Annotated in this window: 14 protein-coding genes, 5 tRNA genes and 1 riboswitch; of the genes, 9 read left to right on the top strand and 10 right to left on the bottom strand. The window is 58.9% G+C overall.

The window, feature by feature from the left end:
• Positions 1-15 precede the first annotated feature (15 nt).
• From ONZ54_RS05080 to ONZ54_RS05070, 3 genes are all read right to left on the bottom strand, one after another.
• Positions 16-1833: an extracellular solute-binding protein gene (locus ONZ54_RS05080; RefSeq protein WP_271787617.1), complete on the bottom strand. Its 1818-nt coding sequence runs from the start codon at positions 1831-1833 to the stop codon at positions 16-18.
• Positions 1834-1981: 148 nt separating this feature from the next.
• The gene (locus ONZ54_RS05075) at positions 1982-3025 is read right to left on the bottom strand and encodes an ABC transporter permease (protein WP_271787616.1); all 1044 of its coding nucleotides are present in this window, start codon (positions 3023-3025) and stop codon (positions 1982-1984) included.
• Between the two features lie 2 nt (positions 3026-3027).
• On the bottom strand, positions 3028-4053 hold the full coding sequence (locus ONZ54_RS05070) for an ABC transporter permease subunit (RefSeq protein WP_334312719.1): 1026 nt from the start codon (positions 4051-4053) through the stop codon (positions 3028-3030).
• 746 nt (positions 4054-4799) lie between these two features.
• Between ONZ54_RS05070 and ONZ54_RS05065 the strand changes: the two genes are divergently transcribed.
• The 7 genes from ONZ54_RS05065 to ONZ54_RS05035 all read left to right on the top strand — a co-directional run bounded on the left by ONZ54_RS05065 (position 4800) and on the right by ONZ54_RS05035 (position 12573).
• Positions 4800-7418, top strand: coding sequence for a TonB-dependent receptor plug domain-containing protein (locus ONZ54_RS05065; protein WP_271787614.1), 2619 nt, complete (start codon positions 4800-4802; stop codon positions 7416-7418).
• A gap of 108 nt (positions 7419-7526) precedes the next feature.
• Positions 7527-8291: a DUF3450 domain-containing protein gene (locus ONZ54_RS05060; protein WP_005317887.1), complete on the top strand. Its 765-nt coding sequence runs from the start codon at positions 7527-7529 to the stop codon at positions 8289-8291.
• Positions 8288-9661 (top strand): MotA/TolQ/ExbB proton channel family protein, encoded by a 1374-nt coding sequence (locus ONZ54_RS05055; protein ID WP_058393675.1) that lies wholly within the window; start codon positions 8288-8290, stop codon positions 9659-9661. The genes ONZ54_RS05060 and ONZ54_RS05055 overlap by 4 nt, the downstream gene beginning before the upstream one ends.
• Positions 9662-9671: 10 nt before the next feature.
• A complete protein-coding gene (locus tag ONZ54_RS05050) occupies positions 9672-10199 on the top strand; it encodes a MotA/TolQ/ExbB proton channel family protein (protein WP_005317894.1) in 528 nt (175 codons plus the stop codon).
• Between the two features lie 67 nt (positions 10200-10266).
• Positions 10267-10674, top strand: a complete 408-nt coding sequence (locus ONZ54_RS05045) for an ExbD/TolR family protein (protein ID WP_005317897.1) — start codon at positions 10267-10269, stop codon at positions 10672-10674.
• A gap of 16 nt (positions 10675-10690) precedes the next feature.
• Positions 10691-11326, top strand: a complete 636-nt coding sequence (locus ONZ54_RS05040; RefSeq protein WP_005317900.1) for an energy transducer TonB — start codon at positions 10691-10693, stop codon at positions 11324-11326.
• Between the two features lie 11 nt (positions 11327-11337).
• Positions 11338-12573: a tetratricopeptide repeat protein gene (locus ONZ54_RS05035; protein ID WP_271787613.1), complete on the top strand. Its 1236-nt coding sequence runs from the start codon at positions 11338-11340 to the stop codon at positions 12571-12573.
• A 295-nt stretch (positions 12574-12868) separates the two neighbouring features.
• Here the strand turns inward: ONZ54_RS05035 and ONZ54_RS05030 are convergent, their stop codons facing one another.
• Complete coding sequence (locus ONZ54_RS05030; RefSeq protein WP_416995605.1) at positions 12869-15901, bottom strand: glycosyl hydrolase family 18 protein; 3033 nt, start codon at positions 15899-15901, stop codon at positions 12869-12871.
• A gap of 115 nt (positions 15902-16016) precedes the next feature.
• A riboswitch (cyclic di-GMP riboswitch) is annotated at positions 16017-16102 on the bottom strand.
• 296 nt (positions 16103-16398) lie between these two features.
• Here ONZ54_RS05030 and ONZ54_RS05025 point away from each other — a divergent pair.
• Positions 16399-18540 (top strand): ExeM/NucH family extracellular endonuclease, encoded by a 2142-nt coding sequence (locus ONZ54_RS05025; protein WP_271787612.1) that lies wholly within the window; start codon positions 16399-16401, stop codon positions 18538-18540.
• Positions 18541-18677: 137 nt separating this feature from the next.
• Here ONZ54_RS05025 and ONZ54_RS05020 read toward each other — a convergent pair.
• The 6 genes from ONZ54_RS05020 to gltX all read right to left on the bottom strand — a co-directional run bounded on the left by ONZ54_RS05020 (position 18678) and on the right by gltX (position 20932).
• Positions 18678-18753, bottom strand: a tRNA-Ala gene (locus ONZ54_RS05020).
• 48 nt (positions 18754-18801) lie between these two features.
• Positions 18802-18877: transfer RNA gene (locus ONZ54_RS05015), tRNA-Ala, on the bottom strand.
• A gap of 48 nt (positions 18878-18925) precedes the next feature.
• Positions 18926-19001: transfer RNA gene (locus tag ONZ54_RS05010), tRNA-Ala, on the bottom strand.
• A gap of 64 nt (positions 19002-19065) precedes the next feature.
• Positions 19066-19141 (bottom strand) — tRNA-Ala (locus ONZ54_RS05005).
• 28 nt (positions 19142-19169) lie between these two features.
• A tRNA-Ala gene (locus ONZ54_RS05000) sits at positions 19170-19245 on the bottom strand.
• Positions 19246-19516: 271 nt separating this feature from the next.
• The gene (gene gltX, locus ONZ54_RS04995; protein WP_125598084.1) at positions 19517-20932 is read right to left on the bottom strand and encodes a glutamate--tRNA ligase; all 1416 of its coding nucleotides are present in this window, start codon (positions 20930-20932) and stop codon (positions 19517-19519) included.
• A 274-nt stretch (positions 20933-21206) separates the two neighbouring features.
• On the opposite strand from gltX, the gene ONZ54_RS04990 reads away from it, so the two are divergent.
• Positions 21207-23309 (top strand): methyl-accepting chemotaxis protein, encoded by a 2103-nt coding sequence (locus tag ONZ54_RS04990; RefSeq protein WP_265431917.1) that lies wholly within the window; start codon positions 21207-21209, stop codon positions 23307-23309.
• The last annotated feature ends 49 nt before the right edge of the window (positions 23310-23358 follow it).

Genomic DNA, 23358 nt, shown 5'->3' with positions numbered 1-23358 from the left:
CCCTTCTCAATGGCATCAGTGATGTGCATAGGTCTTGTCGAGCAGGTTGATGGGCGCCAGCGCCTCTCCTGCCTCCTTGGCTTTCAGGGTCTCTTCCTTCACCTTGGGATCGAGCCAAAGCAGACCGCCACTGCTGTGGGGGTAGCCATCCATGGGCCAGTAGAGCTGATCCGGGGTATTTCTGGTGGCCGGCACCTCGGGCAGCATCACATGGCGCCAGCTGCTGGCCCGCACATAGTTGAGCTGTACCCCGGGCACGAAGATGGCCAAATCGTAAATACGTTGCTGGATCTGGCGGGAAATCCCGGCCCGCCTGGCCATGTCGAACTCTATGTTGTAAGCGTCGATCAGAGTGTCGAGCTCCTTGTCAGCCACGTTGAACAAGTTGTTGGTCTGGGGCTTGTTGGCGTTGGCCGAATGGAAGGATTCCCAATACTGGGGATAGAGACCACCGCCGCCCCAACCGAGCCAGGCTGCCTCGTGTTTCTTCTCCAGCATCACCTTGAAGCCGGTGGCGCCATCCACCAGGTTGAGCTCCAGATCCAGGCCCGCCTTCTTGGCTTCCTCTTTGAGCACAGTCAGTCGCTTGGAGTGCTCCTGGGTGGTGTAGGTGAGCACCAGGGTCAGCCGCTCGCCCTTGTCATTTTGCAAGATGCCGTCCGGCCCCGGTTTGTTGTAGCCGCCCTTGGCGAAGTACTCCCGTGCCTTGGTGATGTCATAAGCCCGGCTTGGCAGTGACATGTCGGTAAAGTCACCGAAACCCGAGCCGAAAGTGGTCGCCCTGTCATAGTCGCCACGCAGTACCGTCTCGATCATCTTGTCGAGGTTCATGGCATGCTGAATGCCAAGGCGCACGTTCACATCCGACAGTTTGGGGTTACTGACATTGAGGTGTACCCCCTGCCCCCCCTGCTTGGTGTCGGTCATGGCCATCACCTTCTGCACATACCCTTTCTTGTATTCCGGCGTGACCGCTTTTTCATGCCACCAGTTGGGCAGGATCATCTCGAAGGTATCGAGCTCCCCCTTCAGGAAGTGGCGAAACGCTATGTTGTGATCCCGGATCACCTGCACCTTGATGGTGTCGATATTGAATCTGTGCTGGTTGTAACGATCGTCTTTGGCCCACCAGTCTTGCTGCTTGCTGAAGGTGATGGACTTGCCCTTCTTGACCTCGCTCATCACATAGGGACCCGTGGTCGGGACCACGGCCCAGTTGTACTGCTTAACCCAGTTGGGCGTGAGCTTGTAGTAATGCTTGGGCTGAGGCCACAGCTCAGTGGTGTTGAGCAGGTCCAGCTTGGCCTTGCGGCTGCCCGCCTTGACCAGAATGGTGTGGGCATCAATCTTGTCTACCGCCACCACTTCGGTGGTGTAGTAGTTGTTGAACCAGGGGGCCCGGATCTCTTTGGAGCGCATCATCTCGTAGCCGAAGGTGTAGTCATCGGCGGTAACCGGCTTGCCATCGGACCACTTGGCGCGCGGATCCAGCTTGAAATAGACGGTCTGGCTGTCTGGTGCTATGGCCCAATGAGTCGCCAGCGATGGTATGGGATTGCCAGTATTGGGGTGAAAACTGATGAGTCGCAGCTGGTTATCCAGAATATAGGAGCGGAACGAACCATTGGAGTCCGGCCCCACTGTGCGAAACGTCAGGGGAAAGCTGTCGACAAACATGGTGATGGCACCACCGGGCAGCGCCTTGGGAGATGCGAATGTCGGGTCAGTATCGTTGGTCTCCCACTTGAGATCCGCGGGCAGGCTGACGGCCCAACCCCAGGATCCGTTCACCAGTAGAAAAAGAGCACCTATCCATTTGATTTTATTGTTCATGTTTGACTTCCAAGTCTAGCCCCTGCACTGGGGGTCTTGATTGATAACGGGTTTATCCCTTGCTCCCGGTCCGCCTGTGGTGGCAGCCCGCCCTTCATTAATTACTGTTCGTAGCCAGCGTATACCAACGCGATGTGGCGCCGCTTCCTCACTGATAACGGGTAAATTTGCGCGGGTCAAACGCCTCGCGGATCCCCTCGCCAATAAAGGAGACCATGATCAGCACCAGGCTCACCGCCGCCACCACTGAGCTCACAATCCAGATGGCATCCAGATTGTTGATGCCCTGGGAGAGCAATTCCCCCCAGCTTGGGGTCGGTGGCGCCAGGCCAAAGCCCAGATAATCCAGCGCCGTCAGGGTGGAAATGTTGCCCACCACGGCAAACGGCGCCAGGGTGACGATCATCATCAGGGTATTGGGCAGTATGTGGTTGAAGATGATGCGTTTGGTGGTGGCCCCCTGGGCCCGCGCCGCCATCACATAGTCTCGCGCCCGCTCCTTGTAGGTGAGGGTACGCATGTACCAGGTGATCCCCATCCAGCCAAACAGCACATTGATGCCGACAAAGAGGCCAAAGTTGGGTTTGGCCAGCGACACCAGGATCATGATGACGTAGAGAAACGGCACCTGAGACCAGATCTCGATGAAGCGTTGCAGGATGAGATCAAAGCGCCCGCCGAGGAACCCCATCATGCAGCCTATGGTCACCCCTATGGCATAGCTGGCCGCCAGGGCGATAAAGGCAAAGCCGATGGCGATGCGAAAACCGTACACCAGCCGCGCCAGCACGTCGCGACCGCTGGTGTCGGTGCCAAGGAAGTGGCGCTCCGCCACACTGGGAGCGTAAGGGGGATAGGCATCCTCCTTGAAGTCCTGCTCATAGGGGTTCCAGGGCACCAGCGGCAGCAGTACCCAGTCACCTTTGCCTTGTGCTGCGAACTTGGCCTTGAGCTGGCGGTAATTGGTCTCGTACTCGTAATCGAGCCCGAAGTGCTGGCCCGGGATCACATCACCGTAAGTGGGAAAGTGGAGCTGGCCCTGATAGCTCACCATCAGTGCCCGGCTGTTGACCAGCAGCTCCGCCAGCAGGGAGAGCACCACCAGGGCCGTGAAGATGACAAACGAGTAGAAACCGCGCTTGATCGACTTGAAGCGCTTGAGTTTTTTCAGCGTAACCGGATTGAGCTTCATGGTTATTCTCCAAACCGCACGCGTGGGTCAACAAGGGCTACACAGATATCGGAAACGATATTGCCTATCAGCATCAGCATGGAGGTGATGGCCAGAATGCCCATGACGGTGGGGTAATCCCGCTCGACGATCGCCTCGTAGCCAAGCAAGCCTATGCCGTCGATGTTGAAAATGGTCTCGATGAGGAAGGAGCCGCCGAAGAAAACGGTGAGCACGGACCCTAAGTGACTGGCGATGGGGATCAGGCTATTGCGCATGGCGTGGTCGGTGACCGCCTTGCGAAACGGCAACCCCTTGGCCACGGCGGTACGCACATAATCCGCCGACAGATTCTCCATCAGGCTGTTTTTCATGGTCATGGTGAGGATGGCGAAATCCCCGATGGCGTAGGCGATGAGCGGCAGCAGGGCATGGGCAAAGACGGTGCGGACCTGATCCCAACTACTCTCCATAGATTCAAAGTCGTCCCCCGGAAAACCGCCCATGGGCAGCCACTCCAGATGGAAGGCGAACACTGTGATGAGGAAGATCCCCACCACGTAGGCGGGCAGCGCATAGGCCATGTAGATGAGCATTGAGCTTAAAGAGTCGAAGCTGCTGTTATGCCTGAGGGCTTTGGCAACCCCGAGCGGTATTGATACCGCATAACTGAGCAGAAAGGTCGCCAACCCGAAAAAGGCCGTCACGGGAAGCTTGTCCTTTATCAGATCCCACACTGGCTCGTAGTAGCGGGTCGACTCCCCCAGATCCAGCACAGCCAGCTTCTGCAGCCACTCCCAATAGGCGACCAGCATAGGCTTGTCCAGCCCGTAAAATGCCTTCAACTCCTCGATCTGTTCATCGGAGAGCGCCTGAGCCCCCTTGCTGCCACTGGATCGCCCGGTCTCATTCTGTGAGACCTGAGCCTGCAACAGCATGCGTTCGACCGGGCCGCCCGGCACGAAGCGGGTGATGGAGAAGACGAGCAGGGTGATACCGAGAAACGTCGGGATGATCAAAAGCATCCGACGTAAGAAATACGACAGCATGGTGAAACCTCGTCCTTGTTGTTCTTGTGCGGCTAGTCAATTCCGATGACCTGCCTGTCCTTCCTGGCATTACTCACTGGATAGTCTGTTTATTGGCAGACAATCCGCTCGGTCACTGTAAAAGCTCTGCAACAAAAATCAAGTACAAGAAAGGGTAAAACCGTTGGAAATGGCCACTTGGTGTAAAAGCTGCAAGAAAATGACGTTTTTTATTTAAAAAAGAAAAATCAAAACAAAACGCTGGCTATCAATTAAATTTTAAAAACAATGAACAGTTGTTTAACTGCTATTAAAGAAAAGCCAACCACATGAATTTAAATAGCTTTAGCTTCCAGCCTGCCGAACTGAAAACGATATCACCACAACACCTCTATATTGTTCCACGGATATCCACCAATGGCATCCATCACCACTAAAACAGTGTTTCCTCCTTTCTTTTCTCATTTTCACAAAACAAGATACAAAGAGACATCAGCATTAATAATAAGTTCATCACTTTTTAGTTAGGCGACACAAAAGGCAATTAACAAAATTTTCACATTGCCTTGCATGTTATTCAGAGCATTATTCACTAAGAAATAACCACATAAATAACACACTCCTCTTATTACACTCGACTTGCATTCGGCACGCCGCTTTTCCCCTGCTCCATTGACGTCACCAGCCAAAGATTGATAAGCCTTACGCATCGCTCCAACGAGGGCGGTATGGAAGCAAACAAAAAACAACCAGGAAGGATATAAGCGATGCTTAGGAAAAGCAGACTCTCTGCTGCCGTAGCGTTTGCCTTGGCGAGCGCGGCAGTTATGACCACCCCTGTCTTGGCCGAAGAAGGCCAAAACGTCGAAAAGCTGCAAAAAATCAAGGTGACCGGCTCACGTATCTCCCGCGTCGATGTGGAAGGTGCCACCCCGGTTGTCTCCGTCAGCAAGGCCCAGATTGAGCAATCCGGTCAGCAGACAGTGGCTGACTACCTGAAACAGGCCTCCTACAACTCCTTCGGTGGCGTATCTCCCTCCTCGGGCAGCTCTGCTCAGTCCCAGGCCACTATTGGCCTGCGCGGTCTTGGCTCTGAGCGCACCCTGGTACTGCTGAATGGCAAACGTGTCGCCGGCTCTCCCACCATGGGCGGCACCTCCATCAACCTGAACACCATTCCCATGGCGGCGGTTGAACGGGTGGAAGTGAACCTGGATGGTGGCTCCGCCATCTATGGCTCCGATGCCATCGGCGGCGTCATCAACGTGGTGCTCAAAGAAGGGTATGAGGGTCTGACCTTCCAGGGCCGCATCGGCAGCCCGACCGAAGAGGGGGGAGACGAGAAGAGTGGCTCCATCGTCGCCGGTGTCGCCAGCGAGAAAGGCTCCCTGATGGCAGTCTACGAGCACGACAAGAAAGACGTCATTTACAGCCGTGACCGTGACTATCTCGCCAAACAGGGCAACGACTCCCCCAGCGTCTATGGCCGCAACGTGGAAGGTATCACTGGCCTGGATACCAATGGCGACCCAATCTGGAAATATGGCCCACTGGCGGGTGCAACCAATGCAAATGGTACCTGCAAGGAGCCCTTCACCAATTTCCAAGGCGGTTGTAACTTCAACTACGGTCAAGTCGCGGCCAAGACAGCTTCCCGCAGTCGTGACACCCTCTATCTGAACGGTCGTTATCATATCAACGACAACGTCGACTTCGTACCCCAGATCATTGGCTCACGGGTCGAGAGCTTTGGTCGTTATGCTCCGGCAGCAGGGGCATTCACCATAGACCCTGCCAACCCGAAAAATGCGCAGTTTTTCACCGACAACGGCCTGGATGCCGCAGCCACTCAAGGGCTGGGGGAAGCTGCCTATGCCTACTACCGTTTCAACAACGTCGGTACCCGTGACAACCTGGTCACAGACACCACTGGCAGCATGAACCTGGGTTTTGAAGGCACCCTAGCCACCGAAAGCGTTGGCGACATGCAGTGGAACGCCGGTTACATGTACTCCAAGACCGACAACAAGGAGAACGGTACCGGCTATGTGCTGAAGTCTGCCGCCCAGAAGGCGATCGAGGATGGCAAGTTCGTCGGTGGCGAGTTTGATGCCTCCACCACTGCCTCCATGGCTGCCGACACCAGCCGCCGCTCCACCATGGACTTCTACCAGTGGTATGCCGGTGTCCAGTGGGACATGGGTGAACTGCCGGCCGGGCCGGTCAGCTGGTACGCCGGCGCCGAATACAACGACTGGGTCTATGCCGACAAGTACGATGCCCAGTCCGAAGCAGGCAACATCATAGGTTCAGCGGGCAACTCGTCCGGTGGGGTGCGCGACGTCACAGCCGCCTACATCGAGTCCCTGGTGCCTATCACGGATGAGATTGAGCTCAACGTGGCTGGTCGCTTCGACAAGTACAGCGACTTTGGCAGTGCCTTCTCGCCCAAGACCAGTCTGCGCTACCAGCCGCTGGACAACCTGATGCTGCGCACCTCCTGGTCCCGTTCGTTCCGCGCTCCCAGCCTGAGCGATCTCTACTCTGCAGACTCCGAGTCTGCCGACTGGGCCAAGGATTATGTCTATTGCGCAGCGAACGGCATTTCGGCGGCAGCATGCCCGAACCAGCAATACACTACCATCCGCACCTCCAACGAGAATTTGAAGGAAGAGACGGCCGATACCTGGAACTTCGGTGTGGCCTACAGCCCGCTGGATGATCTGAATCTGTCGCTGGACTACTACACCATCAAGATCACCGATGTCATCCAGCTGAACTCACTTCAGTCCATTATCTATGACGAGCTGAACTCTGGCAGTTCCAGCAACATAGTGCGTAACAGCCAGGGCAAGATCAAACAGGGCACCGCTCCCATGGTCAACCTGGGCGAGCTGAACACCAGCGGCCTGGACTTCAAGGCGGACTACAAGTACGACCTGAACGTGGCGACGGTGCGCTATGACTTCGGCAGCACCTACATCCTTGAGTACAAGGAAGGTCTGTATGCCGGTGGTCCCGTCATAGACAAAGTTGGTCAACAAGGCAAACCGCAGTTGCGCTTCAACTCTGGGGTCGGTGTCAACGTGCCCCAATGGTGGAACATGGATACCTACCTGAGCGCCAGCTACATCGACTCCCAGAGCCAGGACTACATCGCCGATACCGGTGCTGAAGTGGGTCACATTGCGTCCCAGACTACCTGGAACCTGAACGTCGGTGTGGAAGCGCCCTGGGATGGCAAGATCCAGGTCGGTGTGAAGAACATGTTCAACGTAGGCCCATCACTGGAAAGCGATGGTTTCACCTATGACAGGAACCCGGACACAAGTCTCTACAGCATCGACGGTCGCATCTACTACCTCGACTACACCCAGAAGTTCTAATCAACCCCGTTGATATACGACCCAAGCCGGCCCGGTCGGGCCGGCTTTGCCCAACGTCCAAGGAAGTTACGGAGATAGGGTAATCCTATGAAGACAAGGACTATTAAAATGAAGAAAGCGCTCCTCGGCAGCCTGGTATCCGCTGCCTTGCTGACCAGCTTCAATCTGAGTGCCGCCTCTGCCGGTCAGGCAGTGGACGCTCAAGCCGCCACCGACAATGCATCCAAAGTCTCCCAGCAGAAGATCGACAACTACGCCGAGTCTGCCGAGTCAGCCCTGGCACAGTACAAGGCCGCCCTGCGCCAGGTCGACAGCCTGCGCGCTTACAACGAGCAAGTGGGCAAGATGGTCGACTCCCAGAGCAGCGAGCTGGCCTCGATGCAGCGCCAGATTGCCCAGATCGATCAGACCAGCACCGAAGTGGTGCCCTTGATGCTCAAGATGATCGACTCCCTCGAGCAGTTTGTATCGCTGGATCTGCCGTTCCAGAAGGTAGAACGGGAGGACCGCGTGGCGGCCCTGACCGACCTGATGAACCGAGCCGATGTCACCATTTCCGAGAAGTACCGCAAGATCCTGGAGGCCTACCAGATCGAGGAGGGCTTCAGTCGCACCATAGAGGCCTACAAGGCCAGTCTGGACAAGGATGGCAGCGAGAAAACCTACGAGTTCCTGCGTGTCGGCCGCATCGCCCTGCTTTACCAGTCCCCGGATGGTAACGAGACAGGCATGTGGAACAAGAAGACTCGTCAGTGGGAAGCCTTGCCCCAGGAGTATCGCAGTGCAGTCGAACAGGGCTTGCGTATCGCCAAGAAGCAGGCACCGCCCGCGCTCATCAAGCTGCCGGTTCAAACTGCGGAGAAAGCATCATGAAAGGAATCAAACTCGCCATTGCCTCCCTGATCGCGGGAGCCACCCTGATCACCCTGCCGGTGACCGCAGCCGAAAAACCGGTGGACTTGAATGCTCTGCTGAGTCAGGTCAAGGCATCCAGCCTGAGTGAATCCCAGCTCAACAAGGAGCGGGAAGCCCGCTTCCTGGCAGACAAGAACGAGCAAGGGGCCCTGCTGGCCAAAGCCAAGGCCGAGCTCGCCGCCGAAACCGCCAAGGGCGAGCAGCTCAAGGCCACCTTCGATGCCAATGACAAGCAACTGACCGAACTGACCGAGACCCTGCGCCAGCGTTCCGGCAACATGGGCGAGATGTTTGGCGTGCTCCGTCAGTTTGCAGGTGAGTTCAAGGGGATCTTCAACGCCTCCGCCCGCCGGGTCGAGCACCCTGAGCAGGCCGCGTTGCTGACCCGTCTGGCCGAGAGCAAGGAGCTCCCCTCCAGCGACGACCTGACCGCCTTCTGGACCACGACCCTGGGCCGCATGGTCGACGGTGGCAAGGTGAGCCAGATACCGGCAACCGTGGTGTACGGCGAGGGCAACCAGGCCGACAAAACCGTTACCCAGATTGGTGAGTTCAATACCGTCTCCGAAGGCAAGTACCTTACCTTCGTGCCGGAAACCGGCAAGTTCGAACAGCTGCCTCGTCAACCCGACAAAGGCGTATTGGAACCGATTGCCGAGTTTGAGCAGGGTGACGGTGGCGTCAAGCCCATCTTCGTCGACCCGTCTCGCGGCGTGATCCTCTCCCTGCTGGTGCAGTCTCCGACCTTGAAAGAGCGGATCGATCAGGGGGGTGAGGTAGGTTACGTCATCATGGTACTCGGCGTGCTCGGTACCCTGCTGGCCCTGTTCTGCGGTGCTCGTCTGTCCCTCATCGGCGGATCCATGCGCAAGCAGCTGAAATCCGACCAGATCATCAAGGGCAACCCCATCGGCGAAATGCTGGGGGCCTACCAGAGCCATCGTGGTGACAACATAGAGGATCTGGAATCCAAGCTGGACGAGATCATACTGCGCAACGTGCCCAAGTTCGAAAAGGGCATCAGCATCATCAAGCTGATCGCCTCGGTTGCCCCCCTGCTGGGCCTGCTGGGGACAGTGGTCGGCATGATTGCCACCTTCCAGGCCATTACCCTGTTCGGTACCGGCGATCCCAAGCTGATGGCTGGCGGTATCTCCGAGGCCCTGGTCACCACCATGCAGGGTCTGGTGGTCGCGGTCCCCATGCTGTTCCTCTACACCATAGTGCAGACCCAGAGCCGTCGTCTGATCCAGGTGCTGGAAGAGCAGAGCGCCGGTTTCGTCGCCCGTTATCAGGAAAGCCTGCACGCCACCAAAGCAGCAGCATAAGGAGTCTTCCATGTGGTTCTGGTTGATTGAAGAAGTCGAGTCGGTCCGCCGGTTTCTGGGATTGGGGGGCGACGTACTGGTCGCCCTGTTCTTCCTCACCCTGATGATGTGGGCCCTGCTGCTGGAACGCTGGTTCTACTTCATGGCTGTCTACCCCAAGCAGGTGAAGCAGACCAAGACGGCCTGGCTGGCACGCAGCGATCACCTCTCCTGGTCTGCCAAACAGATCCGGCGTGAACTGGTGTCGCGAGTCTCCATGGCGGTGGACAAGGGGATGCCGGTCATCAAGGTGCTGATCGCCCTCTGTCCACTGATGGGGCTGCTGGGAACCGTGGTCGGCATGGTGCAGGTGTTTGACACCCTCGCCATCACAGGCACGGGTTCCCCACGCGCCATGGCATCAGGGATCTCCAAGGCGACGGTACCAACCATGGCGGGCATGATTGCCGCCCTTTCCGGCCTGTTTTTTGTCAACCAGCTCGATCACAAAGCCAAACTGGCGGTGCAAAAGCTGGAAGACAACCTGAAACACGGTTGATGCAGGATGCATACCCCCGGCCAGGCATGGCCTGCTGGGGGCACAGAACAAGCAAGGAGTTTCTGCTATGAGAAAACGTTACAGCGACAGCGGTGCTGACGAGGCGGCTATCGATTTGACCCCCATGCTGGACATAGTGTTCATCATGCTGATCTTCTTCATCGTCACCACCTCGTTCGTCAAGGAGTCCGGCGTGGAGATCAACCGCCCGAGCGCCAGCACGGCCGAGACGGTGAAGAAGGGGAACATCATGGTCGCGGTTCGCGAAAATGGTCAGGTCTGGGTCGACAAGCGCATCGTCGAAGTGGGTGCCGTGCGCGCCAACATCGAACGGCTGCGGGCCGAGAACCCGGAGAGCGCCGTGGTGATCCAGGCCGACACCGAATCCCGTTCCGGTCTGGTGGTCCAGGTCATGGATCAGATCCGCATGGCCGGTGTCCAAAGCATCTCCATCGCGGCAGACAAGAGCAGCTGATGCCGGAGCGAGCGCCATGAGATACCTGATATCGTTAGCTGTCTCCTGTGTGGTGGTGTTCTTCCTGTTTCTGGGAATGAACAAGCTGATCACACCGGATCACCGGGAGTTGGTGGAATCCGAAGACGTCAGCATGACCGACTTCATCCGCCTCAAGCCCCAGGAGACGCTGCAAGAGAAACAACGGGAGCTGCCCAAGCCGCCGCCGCCGAACCGCCCGCCTCCCCCTCCCGAGATGGAAGTGGCCAGTACGGACAGGCCGCAGATGGAAAGCTCGCCCATGGACATGCCCAAACTCGACATCCCGGTCAACATAGGGGGCGGCAATGCCCTCGGTGCCTACAGCACGGGCGGCGGTGGCGGCGGCATGGGTGGCAACAACGGTGCCATTCCGCTGGCGACCTTCGAACCCATGATGCCCCGCAAGGCGGCGCTGGCCGGGCTCGCTTCCGGCAAGGTGCTGGTGGAGTTCACCGTGACCGAACGCGGCACCGTCAGCAATATCCGCATCGTGAAGGAAGAGCCGCGCAGCTATGACCTCGGCAAGGAAGCGCGCAAGACCATCACCAAGTGGACGTTCAAGCCGGCCATGGTCGATGGCAAGCCGCAAGCCAGTCGCATGCAGCAAGAAATCGAGTTTGCGACCAACTAAGGAAGGTGGCGATGAAAAAGTTACACACCCTGATCCTCGCCCCGGTTGCCATGGCGGTGCTGCTCAGCACCGCCAGCTGGGCCGCCGAGCAGCCAGCCCTGTCTGACCGTGCCTACCGCGCGGTCAACAAGGCGCAGGCGTTGATCACAGAGAAGAAATACGGCGAGGCCAATGCCAAGCTGCAGGAGGCGCTGTCCGGTGCCGGCGAGCGGGTCTACGACAAGGGGGTGATACTGCAGACCCTCGGCTTCGTGGCCGCCCAGCAGGAGAAATACGGTCAGGCGACCAAGTATTTCGCCGAGGCCATCGCCACCGGCGGCCTGCCACAACCGGTGGCACAACAGGTGCGCTACAACCTGGCCCAGCTCTACATGGCGGAGGGAAACTTCAAGGGCTCCATCAGCACCATGAACCAGTGGTTTGCGAGTCTCGGCAAGGATGAGAAACCGACCCCGCACGCCTACATCACCCTGGCCAACGCACATGTGCAGCTCAAGCAGTATCGAGAGGCCATCCCTGCTGTGGATCAGGCCATCAAGCTGTCAGCGGGCAAGGCGCCGGAATCCTGGTATCTGCTCAAGATGGCGGCGCACTACGAGCTGAAACAGTACAAGCCGGCCACAGAGGTGCTGACCGCTCTGGTGGACAAGTTCCCGGAGAAGAAGAAGTACTGGACCCAGCTCTCCGCCATGCACATGCAGGCAGGCAACGATGCCAAGGCGCTGGCGGCGCTCGAATCGGCCTACAACCTCGGCATGCTGACCGAGTCGGCCGAATTGCAGCGTCTCGCCAACTACCTGGCCTTTGCCGGCATTCCTCACCGCGCCGCTCGCGTGATGGAGAAGGCGATGAAGGAGGGGAGCATCGAGAGCAGTGCCGCCAACTACAAGACACTGGCCAACTACTGGCACCAGGCCAAGGAGCTGGATCCGGCCATCGATACACTGGCCAAATCCTACAAGATGGCCCCCAGTGCCGATCTGCAGCTCAAGATGGCGCGCATGATGATCCAGAGCAAACGCTATCAGGATCTGGTGGCCCTGGCCGCCAAGCCGGCCGCCAATGCCAATAGTGAGCAACGCGCCGACCTGAAGTTCCTGACCGGAGTCGCCTATTTTGAGCAGCAAAAACCGAAGGAAGCATTGAACGCCTTCACCCAGGCAGCCCAGAATGGCAACGTCAGTGGCCGTGCCTCCCCCTGGATAAGCTTCCTCAAGGAGCAACAGGGCGGTGCCGTCACTCAATAAGTGCCCGAGCGCACTGGCCCCGGCCATTCACTCCCGGGTCGAGGTCAAGGCTCAATGACGCGAAACGGGTGCGGGCGCCCTCCCCGCCCCCGTTTCATACCACAAGGGGTTCGCCCCACCGCTTGCCTTGGTGGCAATTGGCCGCTCCCCGGAGCGGTCTTTTTTATGCCTGCGACCTCCTATTTATATATGCCGTCATAAAAAATCCGGAGCCTGGGCTCCGGATTGGGTCATTCATGGGGACGGGCATTACCTCATCGGTGAGGGTGTCGGCCGTGCCCGCTCCGTTGCGCCATCAGTAACTGCATACCAGCTTCCAGCTGCCATCGGTTGCCTTGGGCTCGCTGCTGGTCCACCAATTCGCCTGCCACACCACCTTGTTATGGGTGATGCGATCGCCACCACCTGCGTGATCCCCTTGCGGCCAGGTCGGGTAGGCCTTGTAGGCCGCCGGATTGACGTTCTGGCTGCTGCAGGTGGCGCCGCCCGGGTTCTCACCACCGCCCGAGCCCAGTACGGCCTCTGGCAGGGTCGGGAACTCGGCCTTGAGGCCTATGGTCTGGCTACCGCTGATGATACGCATGCCGCTCGGCACGCCGGCGGCGGGCAGGTAGTAAGTCATGGCGACTTCAACTTCAGCGCCCGGCGCCAGGGTCTGCCAGCTCGGCAGGTTCATGGCGACCTTGTGGAAGTCCTTCTCGTTGGCAATGCCCTCCGAGTTGTCGTTGCCACCACTCTCGACCACTTTCAGCCCCATGCCACTCTGATCCGTGATGGTGTCAGAGGTGGACGTCGGCATCAGAAACTCGATGCGAGCGCCGCCCGGAATGGTCTGAGTCGACTTGTTGACCAGCTTGAGTTTCGGGTTGATCGGGTAGTTGGAGTCACCTTCCTTGAAGCCGGAGAGGCTGACCTGGATGTCGAGCTGGGCACTCGGCGCGGCCAGATCATTCTGCTTGTTGTTGTACGGAGTTGCCTTGGCAAACTTCTCGTAGGCAAGCGTAGTCAGAGTGCTGCCCATGCCGTACTCGTTCTTGGCCGGATCGAAGGCGTAGTCGCCCGCCATCTCCCAGAACATGACGCCACCCAACCCGCGCTTGATGATGTAGTCCAGCTTGTGACCCATGGACTCTTCATCTTCGGTGGAGAGGAACACCTTCTTCTCCTCGTTCCAGAGCCAGGGCGCCTGCGCCTTGTCATCGTAGTAACGCACGTACTTGCCCTGCATCACGTGGGCCGGGTTGTTGGGATCCTGACCCCAGGCAGTGCCGTAACTCGGCAGCGTTGTGATGCCCAGGCTGGCCGCGTGCTCCAGGTTCTTGGCATGCCACATGGGCACGGCGCCACCGCCGATCTCCTTGCCGTTCTTGTCCAGATCATGCCAGATGTTGTCGATGCCGACCGCACCATTGCCGCACGGAATCGTACTGCCACCGGTGCCCGGCTGGCACTCGTTCTGGCTCGGCAGGGCCGCCTTGCCACCCAGACCGTGACTGCCACCGCTCACCCCCTGCCAGCCGCGGGTGTAATAGGGCACACCCACGTTGATCTTGCCGGCCGCCAGCGCACCGCGGAAGTAGTGGGCCGACCAGGCGGCGTTGAGGTAACCGATACCGCCAAACTGGGCCTGATTGTATACGCCCCAGTGGGAGAGTTCGGGATCGGCATTGTTGTCGAACAGGGCCGCGTTGTGACCGACAAAGTGGTTCCAGGCACCGTGGAAGTCATAGGTCATCAGGTTGACGTAATCCAGATACTGGGTGACCTGGAAGTTCTCCATGCCGCGCAGCAGGTAGGCTGACGCCGGTGAGGCTATGGTCAGCATGTACTTGCGCCCATCCTCGGTCCCGGCATTGTCGAGCCGCGCCCGTAGGGTCTTCATCAGCACCTCGTAGTTGGCAAACAGCTTGGCACGGCACTGGTTGGAGAGCGGGAAGTCGTTGGGGTTGCCCGCATCCTTCATGGAGGTGGGGTACTCGTAGTCCACATCCACCCCATCGAAACCGTACTGGCGGATAAAGCTCACCGCCGAATCGGCAAAGGCGTTGATGCCGGCTGTATTGACCGAGCAGTCGCCCTTGGTGGTGGCGGTGTAGAAGCCGCGGGTATCGGCCCAGCCTCCGACCGAGATAAGGGTCTTCACGTCCGGATACTGCTTCTTGTACTTGGAGATCAGGTTGAAGTGGCCCTGATAGGCGAATTCGGGATCCATCTCGGCGCCCGGCACCCCATCCCAGGTCAGCTTGGTGGCTGCATCATCCACCTTGATCTGGTGACTCTGCTCGTCCACCGCCGCGAAGGCGTAGTTGATGTGGGTGAGCTTGTCCCAGGGGATGTCGTTCACCAGGTAGGCGGGCAGGCCATTCTTGCCAGTGCGCCAGGAGGTGAAGTAACCGATCACCCGGCGGGCGTGGTCATCCCCCATGCACTCGTAACCGTCCGGGCGATAGATCTGGCGAATGTCACAAGAGAGGTTGCCACCTGTGGGCGGCAGCGCCGCCTCTTCCACCTGCACATCGACCTGGGCAGACTCGCCCACCAGATTTTCCTTGTCGGTCGCTACCAGCTTGAGGGCGGCAGCCCCCTTGCTCTGGGGCGTCCAGCTCACCTGCCAGGGGGCGCTGGTATCTTCGCCCACCTTCTTGCCATCTACGTAGAGCTCGACCCTGGCCACGTCATTGTTGGCATCGGTCACATTGCCACTGACCGCCACGCTGCGCCCCAGGGTTACCTTGGCGCCGTTGGCCGGGCTGCTGATGCTCACCCCGGGCGCCTCTGGCGCGACCACGGCGTTGACGCTGAAGCTGGCATCCGCCTCGCTCAGCACAGTGCCATCCTTGTCCAACCCACGAGATTTGAGTTGATGGGGGCCGACACCGGTAGCGACCCAGCTGGCCGACCAGGGGGCCCCGCTGCTCACCGCCACCGGCTGACCATCGATCAGATACTCGACCTTGACCAGGGCGCTGCTGTTGCCGCTCAGGGTGACCGCAAGGGCCACGGGTACACCTTCGTTGAAAGCGCTACCAAGAGCGGGCGAACTGATTGCCAGCCCAAGGCCCGGAGTCGTGCCGCCGTCGTTGAACAGCTTCCAGGCATCGGCCCAGACAGCACCCACACCGGGGGCATAGTGATAGGGGGATGCCCCGCACCAGCCGGAGTAGGGAAATTCTTTGCATTCGTAGAGAGCGCCTGCGTTGCTGACCACATCACCAGCCTTGTAAGCGGTGCCGGCCTGATAGGCGGGATAAGCGGCTTGTGCCCAAGCGGGCATGGCAGCCAGGGCCACCAGCATGGCAAGCCTGCTGGGCCTTAAGGTCTGTTGCATATTGTTATCTTCCTTGTTTTGTCTTGGCATTGGTCACCAGGGCAAAGAACAAGCGCAACCGGCGTGATGGGAGCAGACAACTGGCAATGGACGTGCCACAAACACCACCTTCACCCTGGGAAGCCCCGCTATCTGGATCGACTGATCTGGAGACCGGAGGCATTGCGTCCCGGCATTTCGACCGGTTTGCCCTTTACCTGGGTTCCGTGAGGAACAAGCCGAGTATAGGAATCAACCAGCAGAGTCTCAATCTTCATTCTCGAAGAAAAATATGTGGATGCAAGCCAGATCACACTTTCCCGAGAACAGTGAATTAATGATTTTGTCATTAATTTCATAATGTTAGTCAGGTCAAAAAAACCAGCACTGCCCTCATTTGCATCCCGGTAATGTGCGTTGGCTCACTGGTATGACGTGCCAGAAATGTGACAATGCGCGCCCTTGGTCAAGGTGCCAAGGCTATGGAAACACTGGCAAAAAATAAAAAAGGAACCGTTATGAAAAGAACACGTACCCTGCTGTCGCTGGCCGTGGGGTTTGCACTCGCGTCCCCGTCCGTCCATGCCGCCAGCTTCAGCTGCCCGGCTGACAGTGCCCTCACCCCCATCCCCGTCATTCAGGGCATTGGTGGCAAGAGTCCCCTCATCCCCGATGGCAAGTTCGAAAGTGCGCAGAGCGTCACGGTCAAGGCGGTGGTCACGGCACTTGGTGAGAGTCTCAACAAGGGTTTCTACCTGCAGGATCTGCAAGGGGATGACAATCCCCAGACGTCGGATGGCATCTTCGTCTACCTCAACGACAAAAACTTCGCCAGCAAGTACCCGGACATCAAGCCGGGTGCCGAAGTCTGTCTGGAGGCCAAGGTCGAGGAGTACTACAACCACACCCAGCTCAAGCCGGTCGTTGACAGCAGCGCCCCGCGTCTGCAGGTTCTCGCTCAGGGCTCTGTGCCTGCCGCCGTGCCGCTGCGGGTACTGGAAAACGAGACCCTGGCCCGGGCGCTGGAGCGTCACGAAGGGATGCGGGTACGCCTCGATGCTGACAGCGCGCTCAAGGTAAGCCGCAACTTCAGCTATGACTACGCCGCCAAACGCAACAATCTGGTGCTGTCACACCAGGCACCGCTGATGAAGCCGACCCAGCTGCATGCCGCCGACAGCAAGGAAGCAAAGGCGCTGGCCAGGGCCAACGCCCGCAACCGGGTATTCCTCGAGTCTGACTTCAAGGCCGCCGATGGCAAACTGCCCTGGCTGCCAGGCTGGGATCCGGAGCAGGGTTATCTGCGCATCGGCGATGCCCCGGTCAATCTGGATGCGCTGGTGGGCTACAGCTACAACGAATACCGGTTGATAGTGCCGCAGGATCAGGTGATCACCGCCGGCGATCTGCTGCGCACCGGCGATAACGATCGCCAGAGCGCACCGGCCCGTGCCGATGGCACCGATTTGCGTATCGGCAGCTTCAACGTGCTCAACTACTTCACCAGCCACTCCAGCGTGGGGGGGGGCCTCAATGTGCTGTGCAAGGATCAGGCGGATGCGGACAGCGCCAAGGGCTGCAACCGCGGCGCCAAAAACCTGGAGGACTTCCAGAAACAGCGCGCCAAGATAGTCAACGCCATCACTGAGATGGATGCCGATCTGCTCGGCCTGATGGAGATGGAGAACAACGGCTTTGACAGCCACTCAGCCATCAGTGATCTGGTGCAAAGCCTCAACGCCCAACAGAAGGAAGCCGACAAACAGTACGCCTTCGTGGCCCTGCCCAAGGCGCTGCTTGGCGACGAGCGCTTCTTCGGCGGCGACGCCATCATGGTCGCCATGATCTACCGACCCGCCAAGCTGACGCCGCAGGGGGATGCCAGCGTCATCACGCTGCCGGTACAGAAATACCAGGACGCGAAAGGAGTCGAGAAACAGGCCTCCCAGCGTGACTCCCTGGTGCAGAGCTTCACCGTCGAGGGCAGCAAGGAGCCGCTGACCCTGGTGGTCAACCACCTCAAATCCAAGGGGTCCGGCTGCCTGGAGAACCTGGACGGCAAGGAGCCGGCCGATCTGCAGGGCAAGTGTACCGAGTTCCGGGTCAGTGCCGCCAAGGTACTGGGCGAAACGGTGAACACGCTGCCGGGCATGGTCATGTTGGTGGGTGACCTCAACTCCTACGCCAGGGAAGATGCGATCCGGGTGCTGACCGACTATGTGCCGACCGAGGGTCAGCGCAAGATAGTCTCGGCCTCCCGGACCTTCCTCGGCGAGCAAGTCTATGAGCAGACCGGCAGCGACGTGAGCAAGAGCTATGGCCTGATCGACATGAATGTCAGGTTCAACAAGGAGAAGGCTATCTCCTACAGCTACGAGGCCGAACTCGGTACCCTGGACTATGCCCTCGCCAACCCGGCACTGGCCAGCAAGGTAATCGCGGTCGCCGACTGGCACATCAATTCGTTCGAGAGCAACCTGTTCGAATATGGCAGTGGCTTCACCGGTGACATGATCAAGTCCGACAGTCCGTTCAGCGCCTCTGATCATGATCCCATCATCGTCGACCTCAAGCTGAAGGAAGAGAGCAACGGCGGCGGCGGTGCCATGAGCGCCCTGTTGCTGGCCTTGCTGCCCCTGGCCTGGCGTCGTCGCCGCTGATGCAGCTTTGCCATCACGCCAAAAGCCCGCTGCGATGCGGGCTTTTTTACGGGCAGGAGGCGGCCGGACGCAAAATGAGCCAAAACAAAAAGGCCACCGCGATAACGGTGGCCTTTTGGCTTCTTGTCACAAAAATTTGGTGGAGCTACGCGGGATCGAACCGCGGACCTCTTGCATGCCATGCAAGCGCTCTCCCAGCTGAGCTATAACCCCAAATTTTGTACTCAACAAATGGTTCTGGCGGCCATCTGTCGTAAATAGTGGTGGAGCTACGCGGGATCGAACCGCGGACCTCTTGCATGCCATGCAAGCGCTCTCCCAGCTGAGCTATAACCCCGAATTTCGTACTCAACAAATGGTTCTGGCGGCCATCTGTCGCAAATAGTGGTGGAGCTACGCGGGATCGAACCGCGGACCTCTTGCATGCCATGCAAGCGCTCTCCCAGCTGAGCTATAACCCCACAAAGGTCGGCTTGGGTGATACACACCGCACTGCCCTGGGTACTTTATCTTCAATCAGGAACCTGGTGGAGCTACGCGGGATCGAACCGCGGACCTCTTGCATGCCATGCAAGCGCTCTCCCAGCTGAGCTATAACCCCTTTGATTCCAGATTGTTCGAGGAGAATTTGGTGGAGCTACGCGGGATCGAACCGCGGACCTCTTGCATGCCATGCAAGCGCTCTCCCAGCTGAGCTATAACCCCAACTCACCTCGGCGCTGACGAAGTTATCTCCGGCAACGGAGGCGCATGATAGGCATCACCCGCTTTGCTGTCAACCCAAAAATAACACCGGCTGGAGCGTTTAGTCAAAATTCAAGCAGTTAGCTGTTTTTACCGGCAACCTTGCCGCTATCTCGCTGTTTTATGTCACAAATCTGGTTAACCGCGAAAAACAAAGGCTCCCTTGCGGGAGCCCTTTATTGTCAGCGGAAGGCAATTTATCCGGCTGCCACCCGTCGCGGCAGCAGGCGACTTACTCGGCGGCCATGCGCGCTTCGATATACGCCAACGCGCGATCGATGCGAGTCAGCACACGCTCTTTACCCACCAGCGCCATCACGGCGTCGATGCCAGGGGACTGACCCAGACCGGTCACGGCCACGCGCAGCGGCATGCCGACCTTGCCCATGCCCTGACCCAGCTCGGCGGCAGTGGCTTCAATCAGCTCGTGCAGCGCTTCGGTGGTCCAGGTGTCCAGCGCAGTCAGCTTGGCCTTGGCCAGCGCCAGCGGCTCGGCAGCGACGCCGCGCAGATGCTTCTTGGCAGCCGCTTCGTCGATCGCTTCGTACTCTTCGAACAGATAGCGGCTCTGGGCGGCCATCTCTACCAGAGTGTTGCAGCGCTCGGCCAGCAGAGTGACAACCTCTGGCAGTGATGGGCCCTTGCTGGTGTCAATCTTCTGGTTTTCCATGTGCCAGGCCAGATGCTTGGCCACATAGGCCGGATCCAGGCTGCGCATGTAGTGGTTGTTCAGCCACAACAGCTTGTCGGTGTTGAAGGCGGAGGCGGATTTGGAGATGGCATCCAGGCTGAACAGCTTGATCATCTCGTCCAGGGTGAAGATCTCCTGATCGCCGTGGGACCAGCCCAGACGCACCAGATAGTTCAGCAGCGCTTCCGGCAGGTAGCCGTCGTCGCGGTACTGCATCACGGACACAGCGCCGTGGCGCTTGGAGAGCTTGGCACCATCGTCACCCAGGATCATGGAAACGTGGGCAAACTCCGGCACGGGCGCGTTTAGCGCCTTGTAGATGTTGATCTGGCGCGGGGTGTTGTTGATGTGGTCTTCGCCACGCACCACGTGGGTGATCTCCATGTCCCAGTCATCGACCACCACGCAGAAGTTGTAGGTCGGCGCGCCATCGGTACGGCGGATGATGAGATCGTCGAGCTCGGTATTGGCGAACTCGATGCGGCCACGCACGTGGTCATCGAATACGACTGAACCTTCGGTCGGGTTGCGGAAGCGAATAACGTGCGGCGCATCGGCCGGGTGATCGTGAGCCGCATCACGGCACTTGCCGTCATAGCGGGGCTTCTCACCGTTGGCCATCTGACCTTCGCGCAGCGCGTCCAGGCGCTCACGGGAGCAGTAGCACTTGTAGGCACGGCCATCGGTCAGCATCTCGTCGATGATGCCATTGTAGCGGTCGAAACGCTTGGTCTGGTAGTAGGGGCCCTCATCCCAGTTCAGCTCCAGCCATTCCATGCCCTCAATGATGGCGTCGATCGCCTCCTGAGTGGAACGTTCCAGGTCGGTATCCTCAATACGCAGCACGAACTCACCGCCCTGGCTCTTTGCAAACAACCAGGAATAGAGTGCGGTACGGGCACCGCCGACATGCAAAAAGCCGGTCGGGCTGGGAGCAAAACGGGTTTTGACTTTCATCTTTAAGCCTTGTGTAGAGGGCCTTGGGCCAATTCGTTAGAAAAAACCGTCGCATTTTAGCACTCAGAATCCCGGATGGGAAAACCATGAGGCCGTTGCGGGCTAAAGTAGGGGGTTAAATTTGCAGCCCGGCCGCCTGCCGCCTGATATTTGAGGGGGATCGCAAAACCGAAGCGGCATTTCCGATTTGCTATGGGGAGTGTTGGAGAGCTGCCTCCTCCGGCCGATATCCAAACAACTCTCACACTACTTCTCACGACACAAGGAAGAGACGATGCAGTTCCGTTCTATCCAGAATCGAATTCTGGTCATGGCCGGGATCGCCATGACCGCAGCCCTGGTCATACTGATCCTGCTCAACCAGTATTCCGGTCAACAGACCCAACAGCTGACCATCAGCTCCAGTCGCGCCGCCCTGCAGCAAGAAGCCTGGCAAAAGGTGAGTGCCAACGCACGGGCCGAGGCCGCCACCATCACACAGTTGCTGCAAAAGGGGCTCTCCTATACCCAGCAGATGGCCAGTGCCCTCGCCTTGCAACAAGAGGGCAAGCTACCGCTGGATCGCCAGCAGGCCACGGATCTACTCAAGGCGCAGCTCGCGCTCGAACCACAATTGTATGGCGCCTTCGCCGGCTTCGAGCCGAACGGCTTCGACGACCAGGACGCCACCTTCGCCGGTCAAAGCGCGCTGGGTAGCGACAGCCAGGGCCGCTTCGTGCCCTACTTCTATCGTGACAAGGACCAGATAGGCACAGACCTGCTGCTTTCCATCGAAAAGACCGATCCGGATGAATTCGGCAACCCGGCCAATGACTACTACTCCTGCCCGAAACGGGAGGGACGCTCCTGCCTCATCGACCCCTTCAAGGTGGATATCAACGGCCAGCAGGTGCTGGTGAGCACCATCACCACCCCCATCATGGTGGCAGGCAAGTTCAAGGGGATCGCCGCGCTGGATCTGGCGGTGGACTCCATCAGCCGTCAGGCCCAGTCCCTCAACAGCAACATCTATGACGGCAAGGGCGAGACCCTGATCGTCAGCGCCGCCGGCGTCATCACGGGTACCAGCGGTGACGCCAGCCTGCTTGGCAGCCGGGCCGACAAGCTGCTCGGCAACCAGTGGCAGCAATATCTGAAACCGGAAGTGCAGCGTCAGGAGCTGGACGAGTCGTTTCGTATCTCTGTGCCCATCATGGTACCAGGCATGAGCCGCAACTGGGCCATCATAGTCACCCTGCCCTACAAGGTGGTACTGGCGGGCGCCGATCAGCTGGAAAGTCAGCTAAGCGACATGAGTCGGGCTGCCATGACCCAGCAACTGGTGGGTGCCCTTGTCGTACTGGTGCTGGCACTGGCCACCATGCTGATGATAGCGCGCAGTATCACGGGCCCCATCCGCCAGATGGTCAGCCTGGTAGATGACATTGCCGATGGCGAGGGGGATCTCACCAAGCGCCTCACCACCCGCTCCGTCGACGAGCTGGGGGATCTCGCCAAGGGCATCAACCGCTTCATCGACAAGCTGCAGGTGCTGCTGGGGGATGTGCTGAAAACCGCCAGCGAGGTGAACCGCCACGCCGGTGATACCGACCGCATCGCAGGGCAGACCGACACCAACTTGCAGCATCACCAGGCGGAGATGGAGCAGATGCTGACCGCGGTACAGGAGATGTCCTATGTCAGCCAGGAAGTGGCCACCCACGCCAACAACACCGCCGACTCGGCCAAGCAGGCCCAGAGCGCGGCGGATCAGGGCAAGGTACGCTTCCAGCAGGTGATCCAGTCAATGCACAAGGTGGCGGCCGAAGCAGGCAAAGGCGCCGAAGTGGTCGAGGGGCTGGCTCACGACAGCGAGCAGATCACCAACATACTCACTGTGATCCAGGGCATTGCCGATCAGACCAACCTGCTCGCGCTCAATGCCGCCATAGAGGCTGCACGGGCCGGCGAACAGGGCCGAGGTTTTGCGGTGGTGGCCGACGAGGTGCGCAAGCTGGCGGGCAACACCCAGCAGGCGGTGCAGAACACCCAGGAGCTGCTCGAGAAGATCCGTCTCAGCTCGGCCAATGCGGTCAGCGCCATCAATCAAAGCCAACAGCTGACCCATCAGGCGGTGGGCGAGGCGGATCTAGCGGAAGAGGCGCTCGCCAGCATCTATCAGGCCATCTCTACCATCAACGACATGACCTATCAGATCGCCTCCGCCGCCGAGGAGCAGAGCTCCGTCTCCGAGACGGTGTCCGGCAATCTGTCAAAAACCAACGCACTGGCCAACGACATCGCTCAGGATGCGACCGAAACGGCCAAAGCCAGCCAGGCATTGCGTCAGGCAGCCGAGCGTTTGCAGCAATTACTGGGACAATTTCGTCTCAGCTGACAATTTTCCTCTCTCGGACTCTCCCCCTCGGGGGCGAGTCCGTTTACCA

This window comes from Aeromonas salmonicida (genome assembly GCF_028355655.1).
Taxonomy (GTDB): domain Bacteria; phylum Pseudomonadota; class Gammaproteobacteria; order Enterobacterales; family Aeromonadaceae; genus Aeromonas; species Aeromonas salmonicida.
The sequence above is the reverse complement of the archived record's forward strand: the minus strand, read 5'-3'. Positions and strand labels throughout refer to the sequence as shown.

What these genes read in the sequence shown, in the direction of transcription:
- gltX (WP_125598084.1), bottom strand. Translation starts at nt 20,932, where the DNA reads ATGAAAGTCAAAACCCGTTTTGCTCCCAGCCCGACCGGCTTTTTGCAT.
- ONZ54_RS05035 (WP_271787613.1), top strand. Translation starts at nt 11,338, where the DNA reads ATGAAAAAGTTACACACCCTGATCCTCGCCCCGGTTGCCATGGCGGTG.
- ONZ54_RS05030 (WP_416995605.1), bottom strand. Translation starts at nt 15,901, where the DNA reads ATGCAACAGACCTTAAGGCCCAGCAGGCTTGCCATGCTGGTGGCCCTG.
- ONZ54_RS05025 (WP_271787612.1), top strand. Translation starts at nt 16,399, where the DNA reads ATGAAAAGAACACGTACCCTGCTGTCGCTGGCCGTGGGGTTTGCACTC.
- ONZ54_RS05045 (WP_005317897.1), top strand. Translation starts at nt 10,267, where the DNA reads ATGAGAAAACGTTACAGCGACAGCGGTGCTGACGAGGCGGCTATCGAT.
- ONZ54_RS05080 (WP_271787617.1), bottom strand. Translation starts at nt 1,833, where the DNA reads ATGAACAATAAAATCAAATGGATAGGTGCTCTTTTTCTACTGGTGAAC.
- ONZ54_RS05040 (WP_005317900.1), top strand. Translation starts at nt 10,691, where the DNA reads ATGAGATACCTGATATCGTTAGCTGTCTCCTGTGTGGTGGTGTTCTTC.
- ONZ54_RS05075 (WP_271787616.1), bottom strand. Translation starts at nt 3,025, where the DNA reads ATGAAGCTCAATCCGGTTACGCTGAAAAAACTCAAGCGCTTCAAGTCG.
- ONZ54_RS05055 (WP_058393675.1), top strand. Translation starts at nt 8,288, where the DNA reads ATGAAAGGAATCAAACTCGCCATTGCCTCCCTGATCGCGGGAGCCACC.
- ONZ54_RS05065 (WP_271787614.1), top strand. Translation starts at nt 4,800, where the DNA reads ATGCTTAGGAAAAGCAGACTCTCTGCTGCCGTAGCGTTTGCCTTGGCG.
- ONZ54_RS04990 (WP_265431917.1), top strand. Translation starts at nt 21,207, where the DNA reads ATGCAGTTCCGTTCTATCCAGAATCGAATTCTGGTCATGGCCGGGATC.
- ONZ54_RS05070 (WP_334312719.1), bottom strand. Translation starts at nt 4,053, where the DNA reads ATGCTGTCGTATTTCTTACGTCGGATGCTTTTGATCATCCCGACGTTT.
- ONZ54_RS05060 (WP_005317887.1), top strand. Translation starts at nt 7,527, where the DNA reads ATGAAGAAAGCGCTCCTCGGCAGCCTGGTATCCGCTGCCTTGCTGACC.
- ONZ54_RS05050 (WP_005317894.1), top strand. Translation starts at nt 9,672, where the DNA reads ATGTGGTTCTGGTTGATTGAAGAAGTCGAGTCGGTCCGCCGGTTTCTG.